We start from the raw sequence: 19,335 nt of genomic DNA on the forward strand, positions 1-19,335 counted from the left end.
GCCCAACCACGTCAAGACCAGGAGACACCACTTCCGTGGCAGTCAAGATCAAGCTGAAGCGTCTGGGCAAGATCCGTTCGCCTCACTACCGCATCGTCGTCGCCGACTCCCGTACCCGCCGTGACGGCCGGGCCATCGAGGAGATCGGCCTGTACCACCCGGTACAGAACCCCTCGCGCATCGAGGTCGACTCGGACCGCGCGCAGTACTGGCTGGGTGTCGGCGCGCAGCCGACCGAGCCCGTTCTCGCGATCCTGAAGCTGACCGGCGACTGGCAGAAGTTCAAGGGCCTGCCCGCCCCGGCTCCGCTGCTCGTGGCCGCGCCGAAGGCCGCGCGCCCGCTGTTCGACGCCCTTGGTGGCGACGACGAGGGCAAGGGTGAGGCCATCACCCAGAAGAAGAAGGCTGAGAAGAAGGACGAGGCTGCCGCCGAGTCCGAGTCGACCGAGGCCTGAGCATGCTCGAGGAGGCTCTCGAGCACCTCGTGAAGGGCATCGTCGACAACCCCGACGATGTGCAGGTCGCCTCGCGTGACCTGCGCCGCGGGCGCGTTCTCGAGGTCCGGGTTCACCCCGACGACCTCGGCAAGGTGATCGGCCGCAACGGCCGCACCGCGCGCGCTCTGCGCACCGTCGTGGGCGCCATCGGCGGCCGCGGTGTCCGCGTCGACCTCGTCGACGTGGACCACGTCCGCTGACGTAACAGGCAGCACCGGCTCGGGCCGGGGAGGGCTTACGAGCCGTCCCCGGCCCGTAGTCGTCTACGAAGGCCGTAGTCGTCCACTACAAAGGCCCATAGCCGTCCACGAAGCAAAGTCGTAGGCACACGACAGGAGATCAAGCACAGTGCAGCTGGTAGTCGCTCGCGTCGGCCGCGCCCACGGCATCAAGGGCGAGGTCACCGTCGAGGTACGCACCGACGAGCCGGAACTCAGGCTCGGGCCCGGCGCCGTCCTGGCCACCGACCCCGCCTCCACCGGTCCGCTGACCATCGAGACCGGCCGGGTGCACAGCGGCCGTCTGCTGCTGCGCTTCGAAGGCGTACGTGACCGCAACGCCGCCGAGGCCCTGCGCAACACCCTGCTGATCGCCGAGGTCGACCCGGACGAGAAGCCCGAGGACCCGGACGAGTACTACGACCACCAGCTGATGGACCTGGACGTCGTCACGGTCGACGGCACCGAGGTCGGGCGGATCACCGAGATCTCGCACCTGCCCTCGCAGGACCTCTTCGTGGTCGAGCGGCCGGACGGGACCGAGGTGCTGATCCCCTTCGTGGAGGAGATCGTCACCGAGATCGACCTGGAGGAGCAGCGGGCGGTCATCGATCCGCCGCCGGGGCTGATCGACGACCGGGCCGAGATCGACTCTTCCCGGGACGAGGACGAGGCGTAATGCGGCTCGACGTCGTCACGATCTTCCCCGAGTACCTGGAACCCCTGAACGTCTCGCTGGTCGGCAAGGCACGCGCGCGTGGACAGCTGAATGTGCACGTGCATGATCTTCGGGAGTGGACGTACGACCGCCACAACACGGTCGACGACACCCCGTACGGCGGCGGCCCCGGCATGGTCATGAAGACCGACCCCTGGGGCGACGCCCTGGACTCCCTCCTGGCCGACGGCTACGAGACGGGCTCCCACGGGCCCGTCCTGGTGGTCCCCACACCCAGTGGGCGCCCCTTCACCCAGGAACTCGCCGTCGAGCTCTCCGAGCGCCCCTGGCTGGTCTTCACGCCGGCGCGCTACGAGGGCATCGACCGCCGCGTCATCGACGAGTACGCCACCCGGATGCCGGTCTACGAGGTGTCCATCGGCGACTACGTACTCGCCGGCGGTGAGGCCGCCGTGCTCGTCGTCACGGAGGCCGTGGCGCGGCTGCTGCCGGGTGTCCTCGGCAACGCCGAGTCCCACAGGGACGACTCGTTCGCCCCCGGGGCCATGGCCAACCTCCTGGAGGGGCCCGTCTACACCAAGCCCCCGGCGTGGCGCGGCCGCGGGATCCCCGACGTACTGCTCAGCGGCCACCACGGGAAGATCGCCCGCTGGCGCCGCGACGAGGCCCTGCGCCGTACGACGGCGAACCGGCCCGACCTCATCGAGCGCTGCGAGCCCTCGGCCTTCGACAAGAAGGACCGCGAGATGCTCTCGATCCTGGGCTGGGCCCCGGATCCGGAGGGGGCGCCCCATGGTCGATTTTGGCGCAGGCCAGAGACCGTGGAAGAATAGACCGCTGTTGTACGTCGTCCGGCGCGCGCCCCTGCCACGGGGGGACACGACGCCCGCCCCGACACGACAGCACCCTCTTGGAAAACTATCTCCCGTTGATGACCTGTGGCATCAGCGAAGAAAGCAGACGAAATGTCTCACCTGCTCGACTCCGTCGACAACGCGTCGCTGCGCAGCGACATCCCGGCCTTCCGCCCGGGTGACACCGTCAACGTCCACGTCCGCGTCATCGAGGGCAACCGCTCCCGTGTGCAGCAGTTCAAGGGCGTAGTCATCCGTCGCCAGGGCGCCGGTGTCCGCGAGACCTTCACGGTCCGCAAGGTCTCCTTCTCGGTCGGCGTCGAGCGCACCTTCCCGGTGCACACCCCGATCGTCGAGAAGATCGAGCTCGTCACCCGCGGTGACGTGCGTCGCGCGAAGCTGTACTACCTCCGTGACCTGCGCGGCAAGGCCGCGAAGATCAAGGAGAAGCGCGACAACTGAGCTCGCGCGGTCGTTCAAAGCGGGGCCGGATAACATCTGGCCCCGATGGACACCGAAGCACAGCCCGTGGAGCGCGACCGCTCCTCCCGCCCTTCCGAATCCGAGGAGATCTCGGACACAGAGGGGCAGGAGGGTCGGTCGCGTTTTGCGTTGGTCGACAGAGCCGCTGACTGGCTCCCGGGCGGGCGGATCACCCTGACCGTGCTGGTATGCCTGGTTTTTCTGCTGCTCGTCAGCAGGTTCGTGATGCAGCCGTTCCAAATTCCCAGCGGCTCCATGGAGTCGGGATTGAGGATCGGGGACCGCGTTCTCGTAAATAAGTTGGCGTACCGTTTTGATGCTGAGCCGCGGCGGGGCGATGTCGTTGTGTTCGACGGCACTGGCTATTTCGGGAACGCCGACTACATCAAGCGCGTCGTCGGTGTAGGGGGAGATCACGTGGTCTGCTGCGACAAGGAGGGGAGGCTCGAAGTGAACGGCCGGTCGGTCGACGAGTCGACGTTTCTGTATCCGGGGGACAGCCCGTCCGAGGTGTCCTTCGACGTCGTCGTGCCCGACGGCACCCTCTTCGTCCTCGGTGACCACCGCGGCGACTCCAGCGACTCCCGCGACCACCTGGGCTCGCCCGGCGGCGGCATGATCCCCGTCTCCGACGTCATCGGCAGAGCCGACTGGATCGCCTGGCCCGCCGGCCACTGGACCCGGCTGACGCGTCCCGACGCCTACGCGCGCGTGCCCGCCGCGGACGGTGTCCATGGGTAACCGCGGCAAACCACGCGGGGTCTCCAGCAGCGCCGCCGACAACCTGCTGCCCACCGGCACCCGACGCGCCTCCGGGGGCGCGGCCCGGCCCAGCCGCGTCGAGCGGCGCAAGCTCGCCCGCAAAATCAAGCGGCGCAGGCGGCGCTCGACGGTCAAGGAGATACCGCTCCTCGTCGGCGTCGCCGTACTGATAGCCCTGGTCCTCAAGACCTTCCTCGTCCAGGCCTTCGTGATCCCGTCGGGCTCGATGGAGAACACGATCCAGATCGGCGACCGCGTCCTGGTCGACAAGCTCACGCCCTGGTTCGGCTCCAAGCCGCAGCGCGGTGACGTCGTCGTCTTCAAGGACCCCGGGGGCTGGCTCACCGCCGAGGAGACCAAGAAGAAGAGCGACCCCGTCGTCGTCAAGCAGGTCAAGGAAGGGCTGACCTTCATCGGCCTGCTGCCGTCCGACAACGAGAAGGACCTCATCAAGCGGGTCGTCGGCGTCGGCGGGGACACGGTCAAGTGCTGTGACACACAGGGCCGGGTGACCGTCAACGGCACGCCGCTGACCGAGCCCTACATCTACGCCGGTGACAAGCCGTCGGCCTTCGCCTTCGAGGTGAAGGTGCCCGAGGGCCGTCTGTTCGTGCTGGGTGACCACCGGGGCAACTCCGCCGACTCCCGCTACCACCGCACCGACAAGTTCAGCGGCACCGTCTCCGAGAAGTCCGTCGTCGGCCGGGCCATGGTCATCGCCTGGCCCGTCGGTCACTGGATCCGCCTGAAGGAACCGGGCACTTACGCGACCGTCGCCGACGCGCCCGCAGGGTCGACGTCCGCTCTCGGTGCGTCGCATAGGGTGGCCTCTGCGGATCCAGATGGATTGATCCCGCTCCCGACTCCTGCGGAACTCCCGCTCGTTATGGGAGTGGTGGGCCTGCGCCGAATACGGCGCGGGCGGCGGCACGGAGTGAGGAGTGGATGTGGGGGATGTGGCGGTCGGCGCACGGTCCGGACACGATGGTCCCGAAGGGCAGCCGGAGCGGCCCGACGATGCGGCTGCCCCGGCCGTAGAGGACGCCTCAGGCTCCGGGAGTGAGTCCGCGGACGGCAGCGCTACGACCGAGCGCACCGAGCAGGACCCGAAGAAGAAGCAGCGCTCCTTCTGGAAGGAGCTGCCGATCCTGATCGGCATCGCCCTGGTGCTCGCGCTGCTGATCAAGACCTTCCTGGTGCAGGCGTTCTCGATCCCCTCGGACTCGATGCAGAACACCCTCCAGCAGGGCGACCGTGTCCTGGTCGACAAGCTGACCCCGTGGTTCGGCTCCGAGCCGGAGCGCGGCGAGGTGGTCGTCTTCCACGACCCCGCCGGCTGGCTGAAGGGCGAGCCCACGGCCAACCCGAACGCCGTGCAGACGGTGCTCAGCTGGATCGGCCTGATGCCGTCCGCCGAGGAGAAGGACCTCATCAAGCGGGTCATCGGCGTCGGCGGCGACACCATCCAGTGCAAGGGCACCGGCCCGCTGACCGTCAACGGCAAGGCGTTGAACGAGCCGTACGTGTACCCGGGGAACACCCCGTGCAGCGTGGACGAAGACGGCGGCCAGTTCAAGGTCAAGGTGCCCAAGGGCATGATCTGGGTGATGGGCGACCACCGTCAGAACTCGCGGGACTCGCGCTACAACCAGACGGACAAGCACCACGGCATGGTCCCCGTGAGCGAGGTCGTCGGGCGCGCCATCGTGAAGGCCTGGCCCATCAACCGCTGGGGCACCCTCCCGGTCCCGGACACCTTCGGCCAGGACGGCCTGAGCGACCAGGCGGCGGCTGCGGTCACCTCGCCGGCGTCCGTGGCGCTCGTGGGCGCGGTGCCGCTGGTGCTGGTACGCCGGAAGCGGAAGGCGTCCAAGTAGCGCGCTGAAGCGTCCCCTTGGGGCCGGTCGGCTCGGATTCGTCCGGGCGGCCGGCCCCTCGGTCGTACGGGGTGTCCGCCGGCGTCGGCGGGCGCCGGTGGGCCGGGTGCGTTCCGGTGCCGGTGGCCGGCGGTGTCCGTGATCCAAACCAAGGGCTGACCGCGCACCGTACCCCCGGGTAAGGTGCGGACCCATGGGTGGCGAGAGCACTACACGTACGGCCCCGCGCAGCGGTGGCGCGAGCAAAAACCCGGCGGGCGGCCGGATCGGACAGAGGCTGTCCGGGCTGGCCGTCGCGCTGGGCATTGTGCTGTTCATCGGAGGGTTCGCCTGGGGGGCCGTGGTCTACCGGCCCTACACCGTGCCGACCAGTTCGATGGCGCCGACGATCGACGCGGGCGACCGGGTGCTGGCGCAGCGCATCGACGGCAGTGAGGTACGGCGCGGCGACGTCGTCGTCTTCCGCGACAAGACCTGGGTCACCAACGCGGCCGTGGTCAAGCGGGTGGTCGCCGTCGGCGGTGACACGGTGTCCTGCTGCACCAACGGCAAGCTGACCGTCAATGGCAAGCAGATCGACGAATCGTATCTGCCCAAGGGCAGCCTGGCCGAGATCACGAACATCCCGACCGTGAAGGTTCCCGAGGGACGTCTGTTCCTGCTCGGTGACGAACGCCAGGGCTCGCTGGACTCCAGCGCCCACCTCACGGACGCGGCCAGCGGCACGGTGTCGCGCAATGCGGTGAGCGCCAGGGTCGACGCCGTCGTCTGGCCCATGAACGGCATGCTCAAGCGGCCGTCCGGCTGGGAGACGCTGGGCAGCCTCTCCCAGCCCGGTCCGCTGCGCCTGATGGTCGCCGCGGTGATCGCCGGTGCGGTGCTCGTCCTGGGCGGCGCGGCGTACGGTCCCATCGCGGGGCTCGTGGGCCGGCGCGGCCGGTCCCGGACGGAGCCTGCCGGTGCCCGCTGAGGTGCCGTATGAGCAGGACGAGTACCGGGGAGGGCTGCGGAAGGTCGCCCGAGTGGTGCTGCTCGACCCCGAAGAACGCATTCTGCTGCTGCACGGGCACGAGCCGGACGATCCCGCCGACGACTGGTGGTTCACGCCCGGCGGAGGCCTGGAGGGCGACGAGACCCGGGAGCAGGCCGCGTTGCGGGAGCTCACCGAGGAGACCGGAATCACCGAGGTCGAGCTGGGCCCGGTGCTGTGGCGGCGCGTGTGTTCCTTCCCGTTCGCCGGCCGCCGCTGGGACCAGGACGAGTGGTACTACCTGGCCCGTACGACCCAGACGGCCACGGTGGCCGCGGGGCTGACGGACCTTGAACGGCGCAGTGTCGCCGGAGCGCGCTGGTGGACGTGCCAGGAACTGACCGAGGCACATGAGACGGTGTATCCGACCAGACTCGCCGAGCTGCTGCGCAGGGTGCTCGACGAAGGTCCCCCGGCCACACCCGAGATCCTCGACACGGAAATCGTCTAGGGGCTCGCGGGGCTGGCGCACAATAGGGGGACGCACGGCTGAAGGGGAACATGCCATGAGCGCCGAGGACCTCGAGAAGTACGAGACCGAGATGGAGCTGAAGCTCTATCGGGAGTACCGCGATGTCGTCGGTCTGTTCAAATATGTGATCGAGACCGAACGGCGCTTCTACCTCACCAATGACTACGAGATGCAGGTGCACTCGGTCCAGGGCGAGGTGTTTTTCGAGGTGTCCATGGCGGACGCCTGGGTGTGGGACATGTACCGGCCCGCTCGCTTCGTCAAGCAGGTACGGGTGCTCACGTTCAAGGACGTGAATATCGAGGAGCTGAACAAGAGCGATCTGGAGCTGCCGGGCGGCTGATGACGTGCAGCGATCGCTCGTGTGGGTGACGGAGTTTTCCACAATCACGCGCTTGTCCACCAAGATCCAATAGCAGGTCGAAGTGGCCTCAGTGTTGGCGCCGGAGGTGGTGCCGACATGAGTACATCCAAGGCACGCAGTGCACTCGGCAAGTACGGCGAGGATCTGGCCGCGCGGCGGCTGACCGAAACCGGGATGACGGTCCTGGCGCGTAACTGGCGCAGCGGCAGGACCGGCGAGATCGACATCGTGGCCCGCGACGGCGATGCGCTGGTCGTCTGCGAGGTCAAGACCCGCAAGGCGGGCGCCTTCGAGCACCCGATGGCGGCGGTCACGCCGGTCAAGGCCCAGCGGCTGCGAGGCCTGGCCGAACGCTGGGTCCAGGAACACGGCGGGGCACCACCCGGAGGCGTCCGCATCGACCTGATCGGCGTCCTCCTCCCCGACCGCGGCGCGCCCGTGGTCGAGCACGCGCGGGGGGTGGCCTGATGGGATTCGCGCGTACGTGTTCGGTGGCCCTGGTCGGCGTCGAGGGCGTGGTGGTCGAGGTCCAGGCCGACCTGGAGCCCGGCGTCGCGGCCTTCACCCTGGTCGGTCTCCCCGACAAGAGCCTGACGGAGAGCAAGGACCGGGTTCGGGCGGCGGTGGTGAACTCCGGCGCGACGTGGCCCCAGAAGAAGCTCACGGTGGGGCTGAGTCCGGCGTCGGTGCCGAAGGGCGGCAGCGGATTCGATCTTGCTGTTGCCTGCGCCGTGCTCGGTGCCTCGGAGCGGATCGATCCCCGGGTGCTCTCCGACATCGTGATGATCGGGGAGCTCGGACTCGACGGACGGGTACGGCCGGTGCGCGGCGTGCTGCCCGCGGTGCTGGCCGCGGCGGACGCGGGATACGAGCAGGTGGTGGTGCCCGAGTGCGCGGCGGCCGAGGCCTCGCTGGTGCCGGGGGTCTCTGTGCTGGGGGTCCGCAGTCTGCGCCAGCTGATCGCGGTGCTCACCGATGAGCCCGTGCCCGAGGAGGAACCGGACGAGCAGGGCCGCCCGGATCCGCTGATGGCGGGCCTGCGCATGCCCGGCACGGGCGCGGCCACCGGCATGCACGGCATGGGCGCCGCGCAGCACGACCAGGGTCATGACCTCGCCGACGTCGTCGGTCAGCACTCGGCGCGGACCGCCGTGGAGGTCGCCGCGGCGGGCGGGCACCACCTGTTCCTGGAAGGGCCGCCGGGAGCGGGCAAGACGATGCTCGCCGAGCGCCTGCCGGCCATCCTGCCGCGGCTCAGCAGGGGCGAATCCCTGGAGGTCACCGCCGTCCACTCGGTCGCGGGCCTGTTGCCGCCGGGAAAACCTCTGGTGGACACCGCTCCGTACTGCGCCCCGCATCACTCGGCGACCATGCAGGCGCTCGTCGGAGGCGGCCAGGGCATCGCGCGACCGGGCGCGGTGTCGCTCGCCCACCGGGGAGTGCTCTTTTTGGACGAGACACCGGAGTTCAGCAGCCAAGCCCTGGACGCGCTGCGCCAGCCCCTGGAAGCAGGGCATGTGGTGATCGCGCGCAGCGCGGGTGTCGTGCGGTTTCCGGCGAGGTTCCTGATGGTGCTCGCCGCGAACCCCTGCCCGTGCGGCCGCTTCTCGCTGAGGGACGATTTCTGTGAGTGCCCGCCATCTGTGATCCGCCGCTATCAGGCCCGGCTCTCCGGGCCGCTGCTCGACCGGGTCGACCTGAGGGTCGAAGTGGACCGGGTCACGCGCTCCCAGCTGACCGAGCGCGGCGCGCGAGGCGAGACCACCGAGACGGTCGCCGCCCGGGTGTGGGCCGCCAGAGAGCGGGCCACCGCCCGTCTGACCGGCACCCCTTGGCGGACGAACAGCGAAGTGCCGGGGCGGGAGCTGCGCAGCCGGTGGTACGCGTCGGCGGGCGCGATGGACGAGGCGGAGCGGAACCTGGAGCGAGGCGTCCTGACCGCCCGCGGCCTCGACCGCGTACTGCGTGTCGCCTGGACCGTCGCCGACCTCGTCGGGCACGACCGGCCGGATGCGACGGACGTCGCCCTCGCGCTGCAACTGCGCACCGGGGTCCCGCGCGGGGTGCCGATGGCGATCGGCGCGCTGTCGTGAGCCAGGACGACGAGCGGCTGCACCGGGCCTTTCTCACCCGCGTCGTCGAACCGGGAGACGAGGTCTGCGGGCGCTGGCTCCGCGAGGTCGGGGCCGCGGAGGCGGTCCGGGGGCTGCTCGGGGACGGTGAGCAACCGCGAGGGGTGACGGACAAGCGATGGGCGGGGTTACGGGCCCGGGCCGAGCGGGCCGACCCCGAGCGGGACCTCGCCAGGGCGCGGGACGCCGGGGTGCGCTTCATCTGCCCCGGTGAGCCGGAGTGGCCCGCGCAGCTCGACGATCTGGGGGACGCCCGGCCCACCGGGCTGTGGCTGCGGGGGCACCCCAGTCTGCGGATATGGGCGCTGCGGTCGGTCGCCGTCGTCGGGGCGAGGGCCTGCACCGAATACGGCGCCCACATGGCGGCCACCCTCGGCGCGGGGCTCGCGGAGCGGGGCTGGGTGGTGGTGTCAGGCGGTGCGTACGGCGTGGACGGTGCCGCGCACCGGGGCACCCTCGGCGCGGGCGGCGCCACTGTCGCCGTCCTGGCCTGCGGCGTCGACCGGCCCTACCCGCGCGGGCACACCCAGCTGATCACCAGGATCGCGAAACAGGGGCTGGTGGTGGGGGAGTTGCCACCCGGTGATCATCCGACGGCGAGCAGATTCATCCTCAGGAACAGAGTCATCGCGGCGCTCACCCGGGGGACCGTGGTCGTCGAGGCGGCCTATCGCAGTGGCGCACTGGTCACGGCTCGGGCGGCGGAGCGGCTCGGGCGGTTCACGATGGGGGTGCCGGGCCCCGCCACGAGTGGCCTGTCGGCGGGGGTGCACGAACTGCTGCGCGGGGAGGCGGTCCTGGTCTCCGACGCGGCGGACGTCGCCGAACTGGTGGGCGACATGGGCGAGCTCGCCCCCGACCGGCGCGGGCCTGTGCTGCCGCGCGACCTGCTGGACCCGGGTGCCGGGCGGGTGCTGGCCGCCCTGCCCGCACGCGGCCTGGCGGGGGCACAGGAGATCGCCCGGGGCGCGGGCACCACCGAGGACGACGCGGTCGGGAGACTGTACGAACTCCGAGCACTTGGTTTCGTCGAACGACACGGCGACGGCTGGAAGTTGACACGCCAGGCGATGATCTCCGTCCGCGATGATCGGGGACGGCGCTGACCGAGCGTGTTCGGCCGTCCGGGCGAACGCCGACACCCTTGGGAATTCCCGCAGTTGGCGTCGCTCGGCGGTCACACAGCGCGACCGCCGTGACGCGGAGGGACGCCGAGGGGAACGCCTCTGCGTGAGGGTGATCCCCCGTTCTTCGCGCACTGCGACTCTCCAGTCACGCTACGCTCACGAGGATTCCGACGCAGACCGGCAATCTCGACATCAGACCGACAGGTCACCCAGGTACCCCCAGTTCACGGCAGAACGGCACAAGGCGACGAATGCCCCAGCACACCTCCGGGTCCGACCGGGCGGCGATCCCGCCAGCCGCCCGCGACGGCGGCAGCGTGCGCCCGCCCGCTCCCTCGACGCTCGACGAACTGTGGCGGTCGTACAAGGCGACGGGTGACGAGCGGCTGCGGGAGCAGTTGATCCTGCACTATTCGCCGTTGGTGAAGTACGTCGCGGGACGGGTGAGCGTGGGTCTGCCGGCCAATGTCGAGCAGGCGGACTTCGTGTCGTCGGGGGTGTTCGGGCTGATCGACGCGATCGAGAAGTTCGACATCGAGCGGGAGATCAAGTTCGAGACGTACGCGATCACCCGGATCCGGGGCGCGATGATCGACGAACTGCGGGCGCTGGACTGGATCCCGCGGTCGGTGCGGCAGAAGGCGCGCAACGTGGAGCGGGCGTACGCGACGCTGGAGGCGCGGCTGCGACGGACCCCGTCGGAGGGCGAGGTGGCCTCCGAGATGGGCATCGGGGTGGAGGAACTCCACGCGGTGTTCAGTCAGTTGTCGCTGGCGAACGTGGTGGCTCTGGAGGAGTTGCTGCATGTCGGCGGCGAGGGCGGTGACCGGCTGAGTCTGATGGACACGCTGGAGGACACCGCGGCCGACAATCCGGTCGAGGTCGCCGAGGGCCGGGAGCTGCGGAGGTTCCTGGCGCGGGCGATCAACACGCTGCCCGACCGGGAGAAGACCGTGGTCACGCTCTACTACTACGAGGGGCTCACGCTCGCGGAGATCGGCAATGTGCTGGGGGTGACCGAGAGCCGGGTGAGTCAGATCCACACCAAGTCGGTGCTCCAGCTGCGCGCCAAACTGGCGAGTTTCGGCCGCTGAGCCCGGCGGTGGCGCGTCGCTGAATCGTCCCTGCCGAGCGGGTGTTCCGGCGCGACTTACCTCGGTCGCGTGGGTGGAGAGGCTGCCGTCCGGGGCGGTCCGTCCGTACAGTGGTTGACGTGCCAAGGATTCGAGCGGCCTCCGTGGCCGAGCACCGGTCGATGCAGCGAGCCGCCCTGCTGGACGCGGCGCGGTCCCTGCTGTCCGAGGGCGGGACGGAGGCGCTGACCTTCCCGGCTCTCGCCGAGCGCACGGGGCTCGCGCGGTCTTCCGTGTACGAGTACTTCCGGTCGCGGGCGGCTGTCGTCCAGGAGCTGTGCGAGGTCGACTTTCCCGTCTGGGCGGCGGAGGTCTCGGCGGCGATGGAGCGGGCCTCCTCTCCGGAGGACAAGGTCGAGGCCTATGTCCGGCAGCAGCTGACGCTGGTCGGGGACCGGCGGCACCGCGCCGTGGTCGCCATCTCGGCGAGCGAGCTGGACGCCGGGGCCCGGGAGAAGATCCGTGCCGCCCACGGCGGGCTCGTGGCGATGATCGTCGAGGCGCTGGGGGAGATGGGGCACGCCGAGCCGCGGCTGGCCGCGATGCTTCTCCAGGGCGTGGTGGATGCGGCCGTGCGGCGCATTGAGCTGGGGGCGGCCGAGAATCCTTCGGCGATCACCGAAGCGGCTGTTGCCATGGCTCTGCGAGGCGTTCGGGGCTGAGCCCGGGTTTGCTGGGCACCCGGTGTCTGGGCTGAGCTCGGGGTGGGTCGCGCGGCCCGGCGCTGCACGGGGTGCCGCTGTGCCCACCCGTGCCGCCCCAGCGGCACGATTGCCCACAGTTGTGCGGGCCAGGACGGCCGTGGCCGCAGCCAGAGCTACGGGCGCCCAGCCAGCCGCCCCTCGGTCACCGGCAGCAAGCGGGAAGGGCCCCTGCGCAGCAGCCACGGTGGGAGCAGGGACAGTGGGTCCAGGTAGGTTCTGCCTCTCAGCAGGCCCCAGTGCAGGCAGGACGTCGGGCAGTGGGAAGTGCCCGGTTCCACGGTGCCCAGGACCTCGCCCGTCAGTACCTCGTCGCCCTTCTTCACGGACGCCCGCACCGGTCCGTACGTCGTCCGCAGTAGTGGCGTCCCCGTGCTCGACAGTTCCACCGAGACGACCCCGCGGCCCGCGACCCGGCCGGCGAAGGACACGCGTCCCGGCGCGACCGCCCGTACCGCGGTGCCCGGGGCCGCCGCGAGGTCCACACCACGGTGGCCGCGGCCGTATGCCGTCGCCGGAGGCTCCCAGCCTCGTACGACCAAAGGGCGCAGACCCACCGGCCAGGTGCGGGCGACGGCCGGGACCGTCGGATCGGGACCCGGTGGTTCCGGGGTTCCCGGCGGGGCGGGTGCCGCCGCCGCGGTCGTGCGGGCCAGGGCCGACGGGGTCAGCGCCCCCAGGACGGTCACCGTCATTCCCAGCAGCAGCCCCAGCCACGTACGCACACATCGTTTCGCTCGCATGCGAGAACCGTCCCGCATCGGGCGGATCATGGCCGGGATCTGTGGAGTACCGGCTGGTTGTGGACAGCGGCGTCACCCTGCACCTCGCGGGTCCCGTACACTTCTCATGGCGATCCGGGTCACCGGGTCGACTTCGCACGCCCCGACATCCGGTCATCAAAAACCGGTGTCAGCGCCCCTCGGTCCCTCGTGGCAAGGCGCATCGCGGGCGTCAGGCGCGAGTGCCGTCCGGCACGCGCGGCACAACCGAGAACACCAAGGAGAACGGCCATGGCCGTCGTCACGATGCGGGAGCTGCTGGAAAGCGGCGTCCACTTCGGTCACCAGACCCGTCGCTGGAACCCGAAGATGAAGCGCTTCATCTTCACCGAGCGCAACGGCATCTACATCATCGACCTGCTCCAGTCGCTGTCGTACATCGACCGCGCCTACGAGTTCGTCAAGGAGACCGTCGCCCACGGCGGCACGGTCATGTTCGTCGGCACGAAGAAGCAGGCGCAGGAGGCCATCGCGGAGCAGGCCACCCGCGTCGGCATGCCCTACGTCAACCAGCGCTGGCTGGGCGGCATGCTCACCAACTTCTCCACCGTCTACAAGCGTCTGCAGCGCCTCAAGGAGCTCGAGCAGATCGACTTCGAGGACGTCGCCGCTTCGGGTCTCACCAAGAAGGAGCTTCTCGTGCTCTCGCGCGAGAAGGCCAAGCTGGAGAAGACCCTCGGTGGTATCCGCGAGATGCAGAAGGTGCCCAGCGCCGTCTGGATCGTGGACACCAAGAAGGAGCACATCGCGGTCGGCGAGGCCCGGAAGCTCAACATCCCGGTCGTCGCCATCCTCGACACCAACTGTGACCCCGACGAGGTCGACTACAAGATCCCGGGCAACGACGACGCGATCCGCTCCGTCACCCTGCTCACCCGCGTGATCGCCGACGCCGTCGCCGAGGGCCTCATCGCCCGCTCCGGCGCCGGCAAGGCCGAGGGTGACAAGGCTGCGGGCGAGCCGCTCGCCGCGTGGGAGCGCGACCTGCTCGAGGGCGAGAAGAAGGCCGACGAGGCCGAGGCCCCCGCCGCCGAGGCCGCCGCTGAGGCTCCGGCCGAGGCCGCCGCTGAGGCTCCGGCCGAGGCCGCTGTCGAGGCTCCGGCCGAGGCTGTCGTCGAGGCCCCCGTCGCCGAGGCTCCGGCCGCGGACGCCGAGCAGGCCTGACCCCTCACCCCTTCGGGTTACGGACGGCGGGGGCTCACAAAGCCCCCGCCGTTCGGCCCGTAGATCTTCAGACTTCGAGAGAGATTCCAGGAATCATGGCGAACTACACCGCCGCCGACGTCAAGAAGCTCCGTGAGCTCACCGGCGCCGGCATGATGGACTGCAAGAAGGCGCTGGACGAGGCCGACGGCAACGTCGACAAGGCCGTCGAGGCGCTGCGCATCAAGGGCCAGAAGGGCGTCGCCAAGCGCGAGGGCCGCTCCGCCGAGAACGGCGCTGTGGTTTCCATCATCGCTGACGACAACACCTCCGGTGTCCTGGTCGAGCTGAAGTGCGAGACGGACTTCGTCGCCAAGGGCGAGAAGTTCCAGGCCGTCGCCAACCAGATCGCGCAGCACGTCGCCGCGACCTCCCCGGCCGACCTGGACGCCCTGCTCGGCTCCGAGATCGAGGCCGGCAAGACGGTTCAGGCGTTCGTCGACGAGGCCAACGCCAACCTGGGCGAGAAGATCGTCCTGGACCGCTTCGCCCAGTTCTCCGGCGCGTACGTCACCTCGTACATGCACCGCACCATGCCCGACCTGCCCCCGCAGATCGGTGTTCTGGTCGAGCTGGACAAGGCCGACGCCGACCTCGCCAGGGGCATCGCGCAGCACATCGCCGCCTTCGCGCCGAAGTACCTCTCCCGTGAGGACGTTCCGGCCGACGTCGTCGAGTCCGAGCGTCGCGTCGCCGAGGAGACCACCCGCGCCGAGGGCAAGCCCGAGGCCGCCCTCCCGAAGATCGTCGAGGGTCGCGTCAACGGCTTCTTCAAGGAGGCCACCCTCCTGGGCCAGCCGTACGCGCTCGACAACAAGAAGTCCGTTCAGAAGGTCCTGGACGAGGCCGGTGTCACCCTGAAGCGCTTCACGCGCATCAAGGTCGGCATCTGAGTCCGTACCGCGATCGACGCGCGACCCCTATAGGGTCGACAGCAGTCGTCCGCGTACGCCGGCAGCACGCACGCGCGTGTGCCGGACGACAGCAGATCTGACGAGGAGGCCATTGCCGAGCATGGGAGCCAACACCCCACCGGCAATGGCCTTCTTCGTATGTGCACCATGAGGAGATCTCCATGACCACCACCCAGGCCGACAAGGGCGAGAAGACCGACGACGGCAAAGGCTCCGGACGCTTTCTGCTGAAGCTTTCCGGCGAGGCGTTCGCCGGAGGCGGCGGACTGGGCGTCGACCCCGACGTGGTGCACAAGATCGCCCGCGAGATCGCGGCCGTCGTGCGCGGCGGTGCCCAGATCGCGGTCGTCATCGGCGGCGGCAACTTCTTCCGCGGCGCCGAGCTCCAGCAGCGCGGCATGGACCGGGCCCGCTCCGACTACATGGGCATGCTCGGCACGGTCATGAACTGCCTCGCCCTCCAGGACTTCCTGGAGAAGGAGGGCATCGACAGCCGTGTCCAGACCGCCATCACCATGGGCCAGGTCGCCGAGCCGTACATCCCGCTGCGCGCCGTGCGCCACCTGGAGAAGGGCCGTGTGGTCATCTTCGGCGCCGGTATGGGCATGCCGTACTTCTCCACCGACACCACCGCCGCCCAGCGCGCCCTGGAGATCGACGCCGAGGCCCTGCTGATGGGAAAGAACGGCGTGGACGGCGTCTACGACTCCGACCCGAAGACCAACCCCGAGGCCGTCAAGTTCGACGGGCTCAGCTACGGCGAGGTCATCACCCGGGACCTCAAGGTCGCCGACATGACCGCCATCACGCTGTGCCGGGACAACAAGCTGCCGATCCTGGTCTTCGAGCTCCTGGCGGAGGGCAATATCGCACGGGCCGTCAAGGGTGAGAAGATCGGCACACTCGTGGGCGACCAGAGCGGCCGGGCCTGACGGGGACCGCCCGGAGCGGGGACGAACCCCCGCCGAGGACGGACCCTGACCGGGGGATGGACAATGTCCTGCCGGTCCGGAACCGTGCAGGAATAAGACGCGACGCAGCCGGCCGCCGACCCCGACGAGGAAACAGCTGCCGGGCCTACTCAAGACACGCAGGAGCAAGTGGTGATCGAAGAGACCCTCCTCGAGGCCGAGGAGAAGATGGAGAAGGCCGTCGTGGTCGCCAAGGAGGACTTCGCCGCGATCCGCACCGGCCGTGCGCACCCGGCGATGTTCAACAAGATCGTGGCTGACTACTACGGCGCGCTGACGCCGATCAACCAGCTGGCCTCGTTCTCGGTGCCGGAGCCGCGCATGGCCGTGGTGACCCCGTTCGACAAGAGCGCGATGCGCAATATCGAGCAGGCGATCCGCGACTCCGACCTGGGCGTCAACCCGAGCAACGACGGCAACATCATCCGGGTGGTGTTCCCCGAGCTGACCCAGGAGCGCCGCAAGGAGTTCATCAAGGTCGCCAAGACCAAGGGTGAGGACGCCAAGATCTCGATCCGCTCCGTCCGCCGCAAGGCGAAGGAGACCATCGACAAGCTGATCAAGGACGGCGAGGTCGGTGAGGACGAGGGCCGCCGTGCGGAGAAGGAACTCGACGACACCACGGCGAAGTACGCCGCCCAGGTGGACGAGCTCCTGAAGCACAAGGAAGCGGAGCTGCTCGAGGTCTGATGAACGACTCTTCCTGGGGGGCGCCGCCACAAGCCGGGTACTGGGGGCCGTCCGAGCAGGGGCCTGTCCAGGGGGCAGGCCCGGCGGGTCCCACGTACGATGCGCATGACGCGCAGCAGACTCGCCCCATGCCCATCGTGCCCGACGTACCCGCACACGGCGGAGACCAGGATGACGACCGGGGGGCCGCTCGGCTGAGCGGCCCCCTGTTCAGCGACAACACAGCACAGGCGGCGCCCTACGGGGATCCGTCGCACCCTCCGCAGAGCCCGCAGGAGCCCATGCCCAGCGCCACCCCCCAGCCCGCCCCCGCACCTCAGAAGAAGAGTGCGGGACGCGACCTGGGCGCGGCCATAGGAGTGGGCGTCGGGCTCGGTGCGGTGATCGTCGCGTCGTTGTTCATCGTCAAGGCCGTCTTCGTCGGAGTGATAGCGGTCGCCGTGGTGGTGGGGCTGTGGGAGCTCACTTCACGGCTTGAGGAGCGCAAGGGCATCAAGGCGCCTCTCGTGCCGCTGGCGCTCGGCGGGGCCGCCATGGTCGTCGCCGGATACGTCCGGGGTGCCGAGGGCGCGTGGGTCGCGATGGCGCTCACCGCGCTGGCCGTCCTGGTCTGGCGGATGACGGAACCGCCGGAGGGCTACCTCAAGGACGTCACGGCGGGGGTCTTCGCGGCCTTCTACGTGCCGTTCCTGGCCACCTTCGTCGCCATGATGCTCACGGCCGACGACGGGCCGCGCCGCGTCCTGACGTTCCTGCTCCTGACGGTCGTCAGCGACACGGGCGCGTACGCGATCGGCTGGCGCTTCGGCAAGCACAAGCTGGCGCCGCGCATCAGCCCCGGCAAGACCCGCGAGGGCCTGTTCGGAGCGGTCAGCTTCGCGATGGCGGCGGGTGCGCTGTGCATGCAGTTCCTGATCGAGGACGGCACCTGGTGGCAGGGCCTGATCCTCGGCCTCGCGGTCGCGGCCAGCGCCACGCTCGGCGACCTCGGCGAGTCCATGATCAAGCGGGACCTGGGCATCAAGGACATGGGCACGCTGCTGCCGGGGCATGGCGGCATCATGGACCGGCTGGACTCGCTGCTGCCCACGGCTCCGGTGGTGTGGCTGCTGCTGGTGATCTTCGTCGGCTCGGGTTGACGGACAGCAGGTACTCTGGAAGGGCTCGCGGCATCAGACTGCGGGCCCTTTCGTACGTCCCCGCCACCGCGGGGGTGGTCCAGTGAGGTCTCCTGGCTTGGGTATGGCCCTGCCGTTGTCCCCGCCCGCGCGGGGTGCCAGGCCTCTGTAGTCATGAGGAGATGCCCGATCGTGGCACGTCCAGTCCCCGGCGAGCTCACCTTCGTCGCACCCCGCGGAGCCAAGAAGCCGCCGCGGCATCTCGCCGACCTCACGCCGGCCGAGCGCAAAGAGGCCGTTGCCGAGATCGGTGAGAAGCCGTTTCGCGCCAAGCAGCTGTCCCAGCACTACTTCGCGCGGTTCGCGCACGACCCCGCGGAGTGGACGGACATCCCGGCCGCCTCGCGCGGCAAGCTCCAGGAGGCGCTGCTTCCGGAGCTGATGACGGTCGTACGGCATCTGTCGACCGACCAGGACACCACCCGCAAGACCCTGTGGCGGCTCTTCGACGGCACGCTCGTCGAGTCCGTGCTGATGCGGTACCCGGACCGGGTGACCATGTGCATCAGCTCGCAGGCCGGGTGTGGCATGAACTGCCCGTTCTGCGCGACCGGGCAGGCAGGCCTCGACCGGAACCTCTCCACGGGTGAGATCGTGCACCAGATCGTGGACGGGATGCGGGCCCTCAGGGACGGCGAGATCCCGGGTGGTCCGGCGCGGCTGAGCAACATCGTCTTCATGGGCATGGGCGAGCCGCTCGCCAACTACAAGCGGGTCGTGGGCTCCATTCGCGCGCTCACCGACCCCGAGCCCGACGGACTCGGGCTCTCGCAGCGCGGGATCACCGTGTCGACGGTCGGGCTGGTCCCCGCCATCCACCGGTTCTCCGACGAGGGCTTCAAGTGCCGTCTCGCCATCTCGCTGCACGCGCCGGACGACGAGCTGCGCGACACCCTCGTCCCCGTGAACACACGGTGGAAGGTGCGCGAGGTGCTCGACGCCGGCTGGGAGTACGCCGCGAAGTCGGGGCGCCGGCTCTCCATCGAGTACGCCCTCATCCGGGACATCAACGACCAGGCGTGGCGCGGTGACCGGCTCGGCCGACTGCTCAAGGGCAAGCCCGTGCACGTCAACCTCATCCCGCTGAACCCGACCCCGGGTTCGAAGTGGACCGCCTCGCGGCCCGAGGACGAGAAGGCGTTCGTCGAGGCGATCGCGGCCCACGGGGTGCCGGTGACCGTCCGGGACACCCGCGGCCAGGAGATCGACGGGGCGTGCGGGCAGCTCGCGGCCACCGAGCGGTAGTCTGACCCCCGTAGGTACATCTT

The 19,335-nt window shown here is 69.7% G+C and carries 23 protein-coding genes; 22 read left to right on the forward strand and 1 reads right to left on the reverse strand.

All coding sequences use genetic code 11. The annotated features are described in order from the left end of the window. Window positions 1-35: 35 nt before the first annotated feature. The 16 genes from rpsP (at window position 36) to OG975_RS34140 (ending at window position 12,290) form a co-directional block, all read left to right on the forward strand. Window positions 36-455 carry a 30S ribosomal protein S16 gene (rpsP, locus tag OG975_RS34065; RefSeq protein WP_330307573.1) on the forward strand — a complete coding sequence of 140 codons (420 nt, stop codon included), beginning with the start codon at window positions 36-38 and terminating at the stop codon, window positions 453-455. Window positions 456-457: 2 nt separating this feature from the next. Then, the gene (locus tag OG975_RS34070) at window positions 458-697 is read left to right on the forward strand and encodes an RNA-binding protein (protein ID WP_005479813.1); all 240 of its coding nucleotides are present in this window, start codon (window positions 458-460) and stop codon (window positions 695-697) included. 148 nt (window positions 698-845) lie between these two features. Beyond that, window positions 846-1,394: a ribosome maturation factor RimM gene (gene rimM / locus OG975_RS34075; RefSeq protein WP_330307574.1), complete on the forward strand. Its 549-nt coding sequence runs from the start codon at window positions 846-848 to the stop codon at window positions 1,392-1,394. Beyond that, a complete protein-coding gene (gene trmD, locus OG975_RS34080) occupies window positions 1,394-2,227 on the forward strand; it encodes a tRNA (guanosine(37)-N1)-methyltransferase TrmD (protein ID WP_406333131.1) in 834 nt (277 codons plus the stop codon). Before rimM ends, trmD begins: the two co-directional genes overlap by 1 nt. A gap of 132 nt (window positions 2,228-2,359) precedes the next feature. After that, the gene (gene rplS, locus OG975_RS34085) at window positions 2,360-2,710 is read left to right on the forward strand and encodes a 50S ribosomal protein L19 (protein ID WP_116509364.1); all 351 of its coding nucleotides are present in this window, start codon (window positions 2,360-2,362) and stop codon (window positions 2,708-2,710) included. Window positions 2,711-2,755: 45 nt separating this feature from the next. Then, on the forward strand, window positions 2,756-3,472 hold the full coding sequence (gene lepB, locus OG975_RS34090; RefSeq protein WP_406333133.1) for a signal peptidase I: 717 nt from the start codon (window positions 2,756-2,758) through the stop codon (window positions 3,470-3,472). Beyond that, on the forward strand, window positions 3,465-4,556 hold the full coding sequence (lepB, locus tag OG975_RS34095) for a signal peptidase I (RefSeq protein ID WP_330307577.1): 1,092 nt from the start codon (window positions 3,465-3,467) through the stop codon (window positions 4,554-4,556). Before lepB (OG975_RS34090) ends, lepB (OG975_RS34095) begins: the two co-directional genes overlap by 8 nt. Continuing rightward, complete coding sequence (lepB, locus tag OG975_RS34100; protein ID WP_406333134.1) at window positions 4,441-5,370, forward strand: signal peptidase I; 930 nt, start codon at window positions 4,441-4,443, stop codon at window positions 5,368-5,370. The genes lepB (OG975_RS34095) and lepB (OG975_RS34100) overlap by 116 nt, the downstream gene beginning before the upstream one ends. Window positions 5,371-5,563: 193 nt before the next feature. After that, a complete protein-coding gene (gene lepB, locus OG975_RS34105) occupies window positions 5,564-6,340 on the forward strand; it encodes a signal peptidase I (RefSeq protein WP_406333136.1) in 777 nt (258 codons plus the stop codon). Further along, the gene (locus tag OG975_RS34110) at window positions 6,330-6,851 is read left to right on the forward strand and encodes an NUDIX hydrolase (RefSeq protein ID WP_330307580.1); all 522 of its coding nucleotides are present in this window, start codon (window positions 6,330-6,332) and stop codon (window positions 6,849-6,851) included. The genes lepB (OG975_RS34105) and OG975_RS34110 overlap by 11 nt, the downstream gene beginning before the upstream one ends. Window positions 6,852-6,906: 55 nt before the next feature. Beyond that, entirely contained in the window at window positions 6,907-7,215 is a 309-nt protein-coding gene (locus OG975_RS34115; RefSeq protein ID WP_003965949.1) for a DUF2469 domain-containing protein, read from the forward strand. A gap of 117 nt (window positions 7,216-7,332) precedes the next feature. Continuing rightward, a complete protein-coding gene (locus OG975_RS34120) occupies window positions 7,333-7,704 on the forward strand; it encodes a YraN family protein (protein ID WP_327432036.1) in 372 nt (123 codons plus the stop codon). After that, window positions 7,704-9,329: a YifB family Mg chelatase-like AAA ATPase gene (locus tag OG975_RS34125; RefSeq protein WP_406333138.1), complete on the forward strand. Its 1,626-nt coding sequence runs from the start codon at window positions 7,704-7,706 to the stop codon at window positions 9,327-9,329. The genes OG975_RS34120 and OG975_RS34125 overlap by 1 nt, the downstream gene beginning before the upstream one ends. Continuing rightward, window positions 9,326-10,474 carry a DNA-processing protein DprA gene (dprA, locus tag OG975_RS34130; RefSeq protein ID WP_406333140.1) on the forward strand — a complete coding sequence of 383 codons (1,149 nt, stop codon included), beginning with the start codon at window positions 9,326-9,328 and terminating at the stop codon, window positions 10,472-10,474. The genes OG975_RS34125 and dprA overlap by 4 nt, the downstream gene beginning before the upstream one ends. A 272-nt stretch (window positions 10,475-10,746) precedes the next feature. Further along, window positions 10,747-11,589, forward strand: a complete 843-nt coding sequence (gene whiG / locus OG975_RS34135) for an RNA polymerase sigma factor WhiG (protein ID WP_406333142.1) — start codon at window positions 10,747-10,749, stop codon at window positions 11,587-11,589. 143 nt (window positions 11,590-11,732) lie between these two features. Then, complete coding sequence (locus OG975_RS34140) at window positions 11,733-12,290, forward strand: TetR/AcrR family transcriptional regulator (protein WP_406336598.1); 558 nt, start codon at window positions 11,733-11,735, stop codon at window positions 12,288-12,290. Between the two features lie 155 nt (window positions 12,291-12,445). On the opposite strand, the gene OG975_RS34145 is transcribed toward OG975_RS34140, so the two are convergent. Then, window positions 12,446-13,072, reverse strand: a complete 627-nt coding sequence (locus OG975_RS34145; protein ID WP_406333144.1) for a murein hydrolase activator EnvC family protein — start codon at window positions 13,070-13,072, stop codon at window positions 12,446-12,448. A gap of 270 nt (window positions 13,073-13,342) precedes the next feature. Here OG975_RS34145 and rpsB point away from each other — a divergent pair, with 270 nt between their 5' ends. The 6 genes from rpsB to rlmN all read left to right on the forward strand — a co-directional run bounded on the left by rpsB (window position 13,343) and on the right by rlmN (window position 19,312). Then, window positions 13,343-14,275: a 30S ribosomal protein S2 gene (gene rpsB, locus OG975_RS34150; protein ID WP_406333145.1), complete on the forward strand. Its 933-nt coding sequence runs from the start codon at window positions 13,343-13,345 to the stop codon at window positions 14,273-14,275. A gap of 95 nt (window positions 14,276-14,370) precedes the next feature. Next, window positions 14,371-15,207: a translation elongation factor Ts gene (tsf, locus tag OG975_RS34155; protein WP_406333147.1), complete on the forward strand. Its 837-nt coding sequence runs from the start codon at window positions 14,371-14,373 to the stop codon at window positions 15,205-15,207. Between the two features lie 182 nt (window positions 15,208-15,389). Next, window positions 15,390-16,160, forward strand: a complete 771-nt coding sequence (gene pyrH, locus OG975_RS34160) for a UMP kinase (protein ID WP_327432043.1) — start codon at window positions 15,390-15,392, stop codon at window positions 16,158-16,160. Between the two features lie 171 nt (window positions 16,161-16,331). Further along, complete coding sequence (frr, locus tag OG975_RS34165) at window positions 16,332-16,889, forward strand: ribosome recycling factor (RefSeq protein ID WP_327432044.1); 558 nt, start codon at window positions 16,332-16,334, stop codon at window positions 16,887-16,889. Next, on the forward strand, window positions 16,889-18,028 hold the full coding sequence (locus OG975_RS34170) for a phosphatidate cytidylyltransferase (RefSeq protein ID WP_406333148.1): 1,140 nt from the start codon (window positions 16,889-16,891) through the stop codon (window positions 18,026-18,028). The genes frr and OG975_RS34170 overlap by 1 nt, the downstream gene beginning before the upstream one ends. 153 nt (window positions 18,029-18,181) lie before the next feature. Then, window positions 18,182-19,312 carry a 23S rRNA (adenine(2503)-C(2))-methyltransferase RlmN gene (gene rlmN, locus OG975_RS34175; RefSeq protein ID WP_406333149.1) on the forward strand — a complete coding sequence of 377 codons (1,131 nt, stop codon included), beginning with the start codon at window positions 18,182-18,184 and terminating at the stop codon, window positions 19,310-19,312. Window positions 19,313-19,335: the final 23 nt, after the last annotated feature.

The organism is Streptomyces sp. NBC_00203 (assembly GCF_045206325.1).
GTDB lineage: Bacteria > Actinomycetota > Actinomycetes > Streptomycetales > Streptomycetaceae > Streptomyces > Streptomyces lutosisoli.

Bases quoted from the DNA above. Each gene is read 5' to 3' on its own strand.
- OG975_RS34120 (WP_327432036.1), top strand. From the start codon at position 7,333: ATGAGTACATCCAAGGCACGCAGTGCACTCGGCAAGTACGGCGAGGAT.
- pyrH (WP_327432043.1), top strand. From the start codon at position 15,390: ATGACCACCACCCAGGCCGACAAGGGCGAGAAGACCGACGACGGCAAA.
- rlmN (WP_406333149.1), top strand. From the start codon at position 18,182: ATGAGGAGATGCCCGATCGTGGCACGTCCAGTCCCCGGCGAGCTCACC.
- OG975_RS34115 (WP_003965949.1), top strand. From the start codon at position 6,907: ATGAGCGCCGAGGACCTCGAGAAGTACGAGACCGAGATGGAGCTGAAG.
- trmD (WP_406333131.1), top strand. From the start codon at position 1,394: ATGCGGCTCGACGTCGTCACGATCTTCCCCGAGTACCTGGAACCCCTG.
- lepB (WP_406333133.1), top strand. From the start codon at position 2,756: ATGGACACCGAAGCACAGCCCGTGGAGCGCGACCGCTCCTCCCGCCCT.
- whiG (WP_406333142.1), top strand. From the start codon at position 10,747: ATGCCCCAGCACACCTCCGGGTCCGACCGGGCGGCGATCCCGCCAGCC.
- OG975_RS34145 (WP_406333144.1), bottom strand. From the start codon at position 13,072: ATGCGAGCGAAACGATGTGTGCGTACGTGGCTGGGGCTGCTGCTGGGA.
- rplS (WP_116509364.1), top strand. From the start codon at position 2,360: ATGTCTCACCTGCTCGACTCCGTCGACAACGCGTCGCTGCGCAGCGAC.
- lepB (WP_330307577.1), top strand. From the start codon at position 3,465: ATGGGTAACCGCGGCAAACCACGCGGGGTCTCCAGCAGCGCCGCCGAC.
- rpsB (WP_406333145.1), top strand. From the start codon at position 13,343: ATGGCCGTCGTCACGATGCGGGAGCTGCTGGAAAGCGGCGTCCACTTC.
- OG975_RS34070 (WP_005479813.1), top strand. From the start codon at position 458: ATGCTCGAGGAGGCTCTCGAGCACCTCGTGAAGGGCATCGTCGACAAC.
- tsf (WP_406333147.1), top strand. From the start codon at position 14,371: ATGGCGAACTACACCGCCGCCGACGTCAAGAAGCTCCGTGAGCTCACC.
- OG975_RS34170 (WP_406333148.1), top strand. From the start codon at position 16,889: ATGAACGACTCTTCCTGGGGGGCGCCGCCACAAGCCGGGTACTGGGGG.
- OG975_RS34125 (WP_406333138.1), top strand. From the start codon at position 7,704: ATGGGATTCGCGCGTACGTGTTCGGTGGCCCTGGTCGGCGTCGAGGGC.
- lepB (WP_406333136.1), top strand. From the start codon at position 5,564: ATGGGTGGCGAGAGCACTACACGTACGGCCCCGCGCAGCGGTGGCGCG.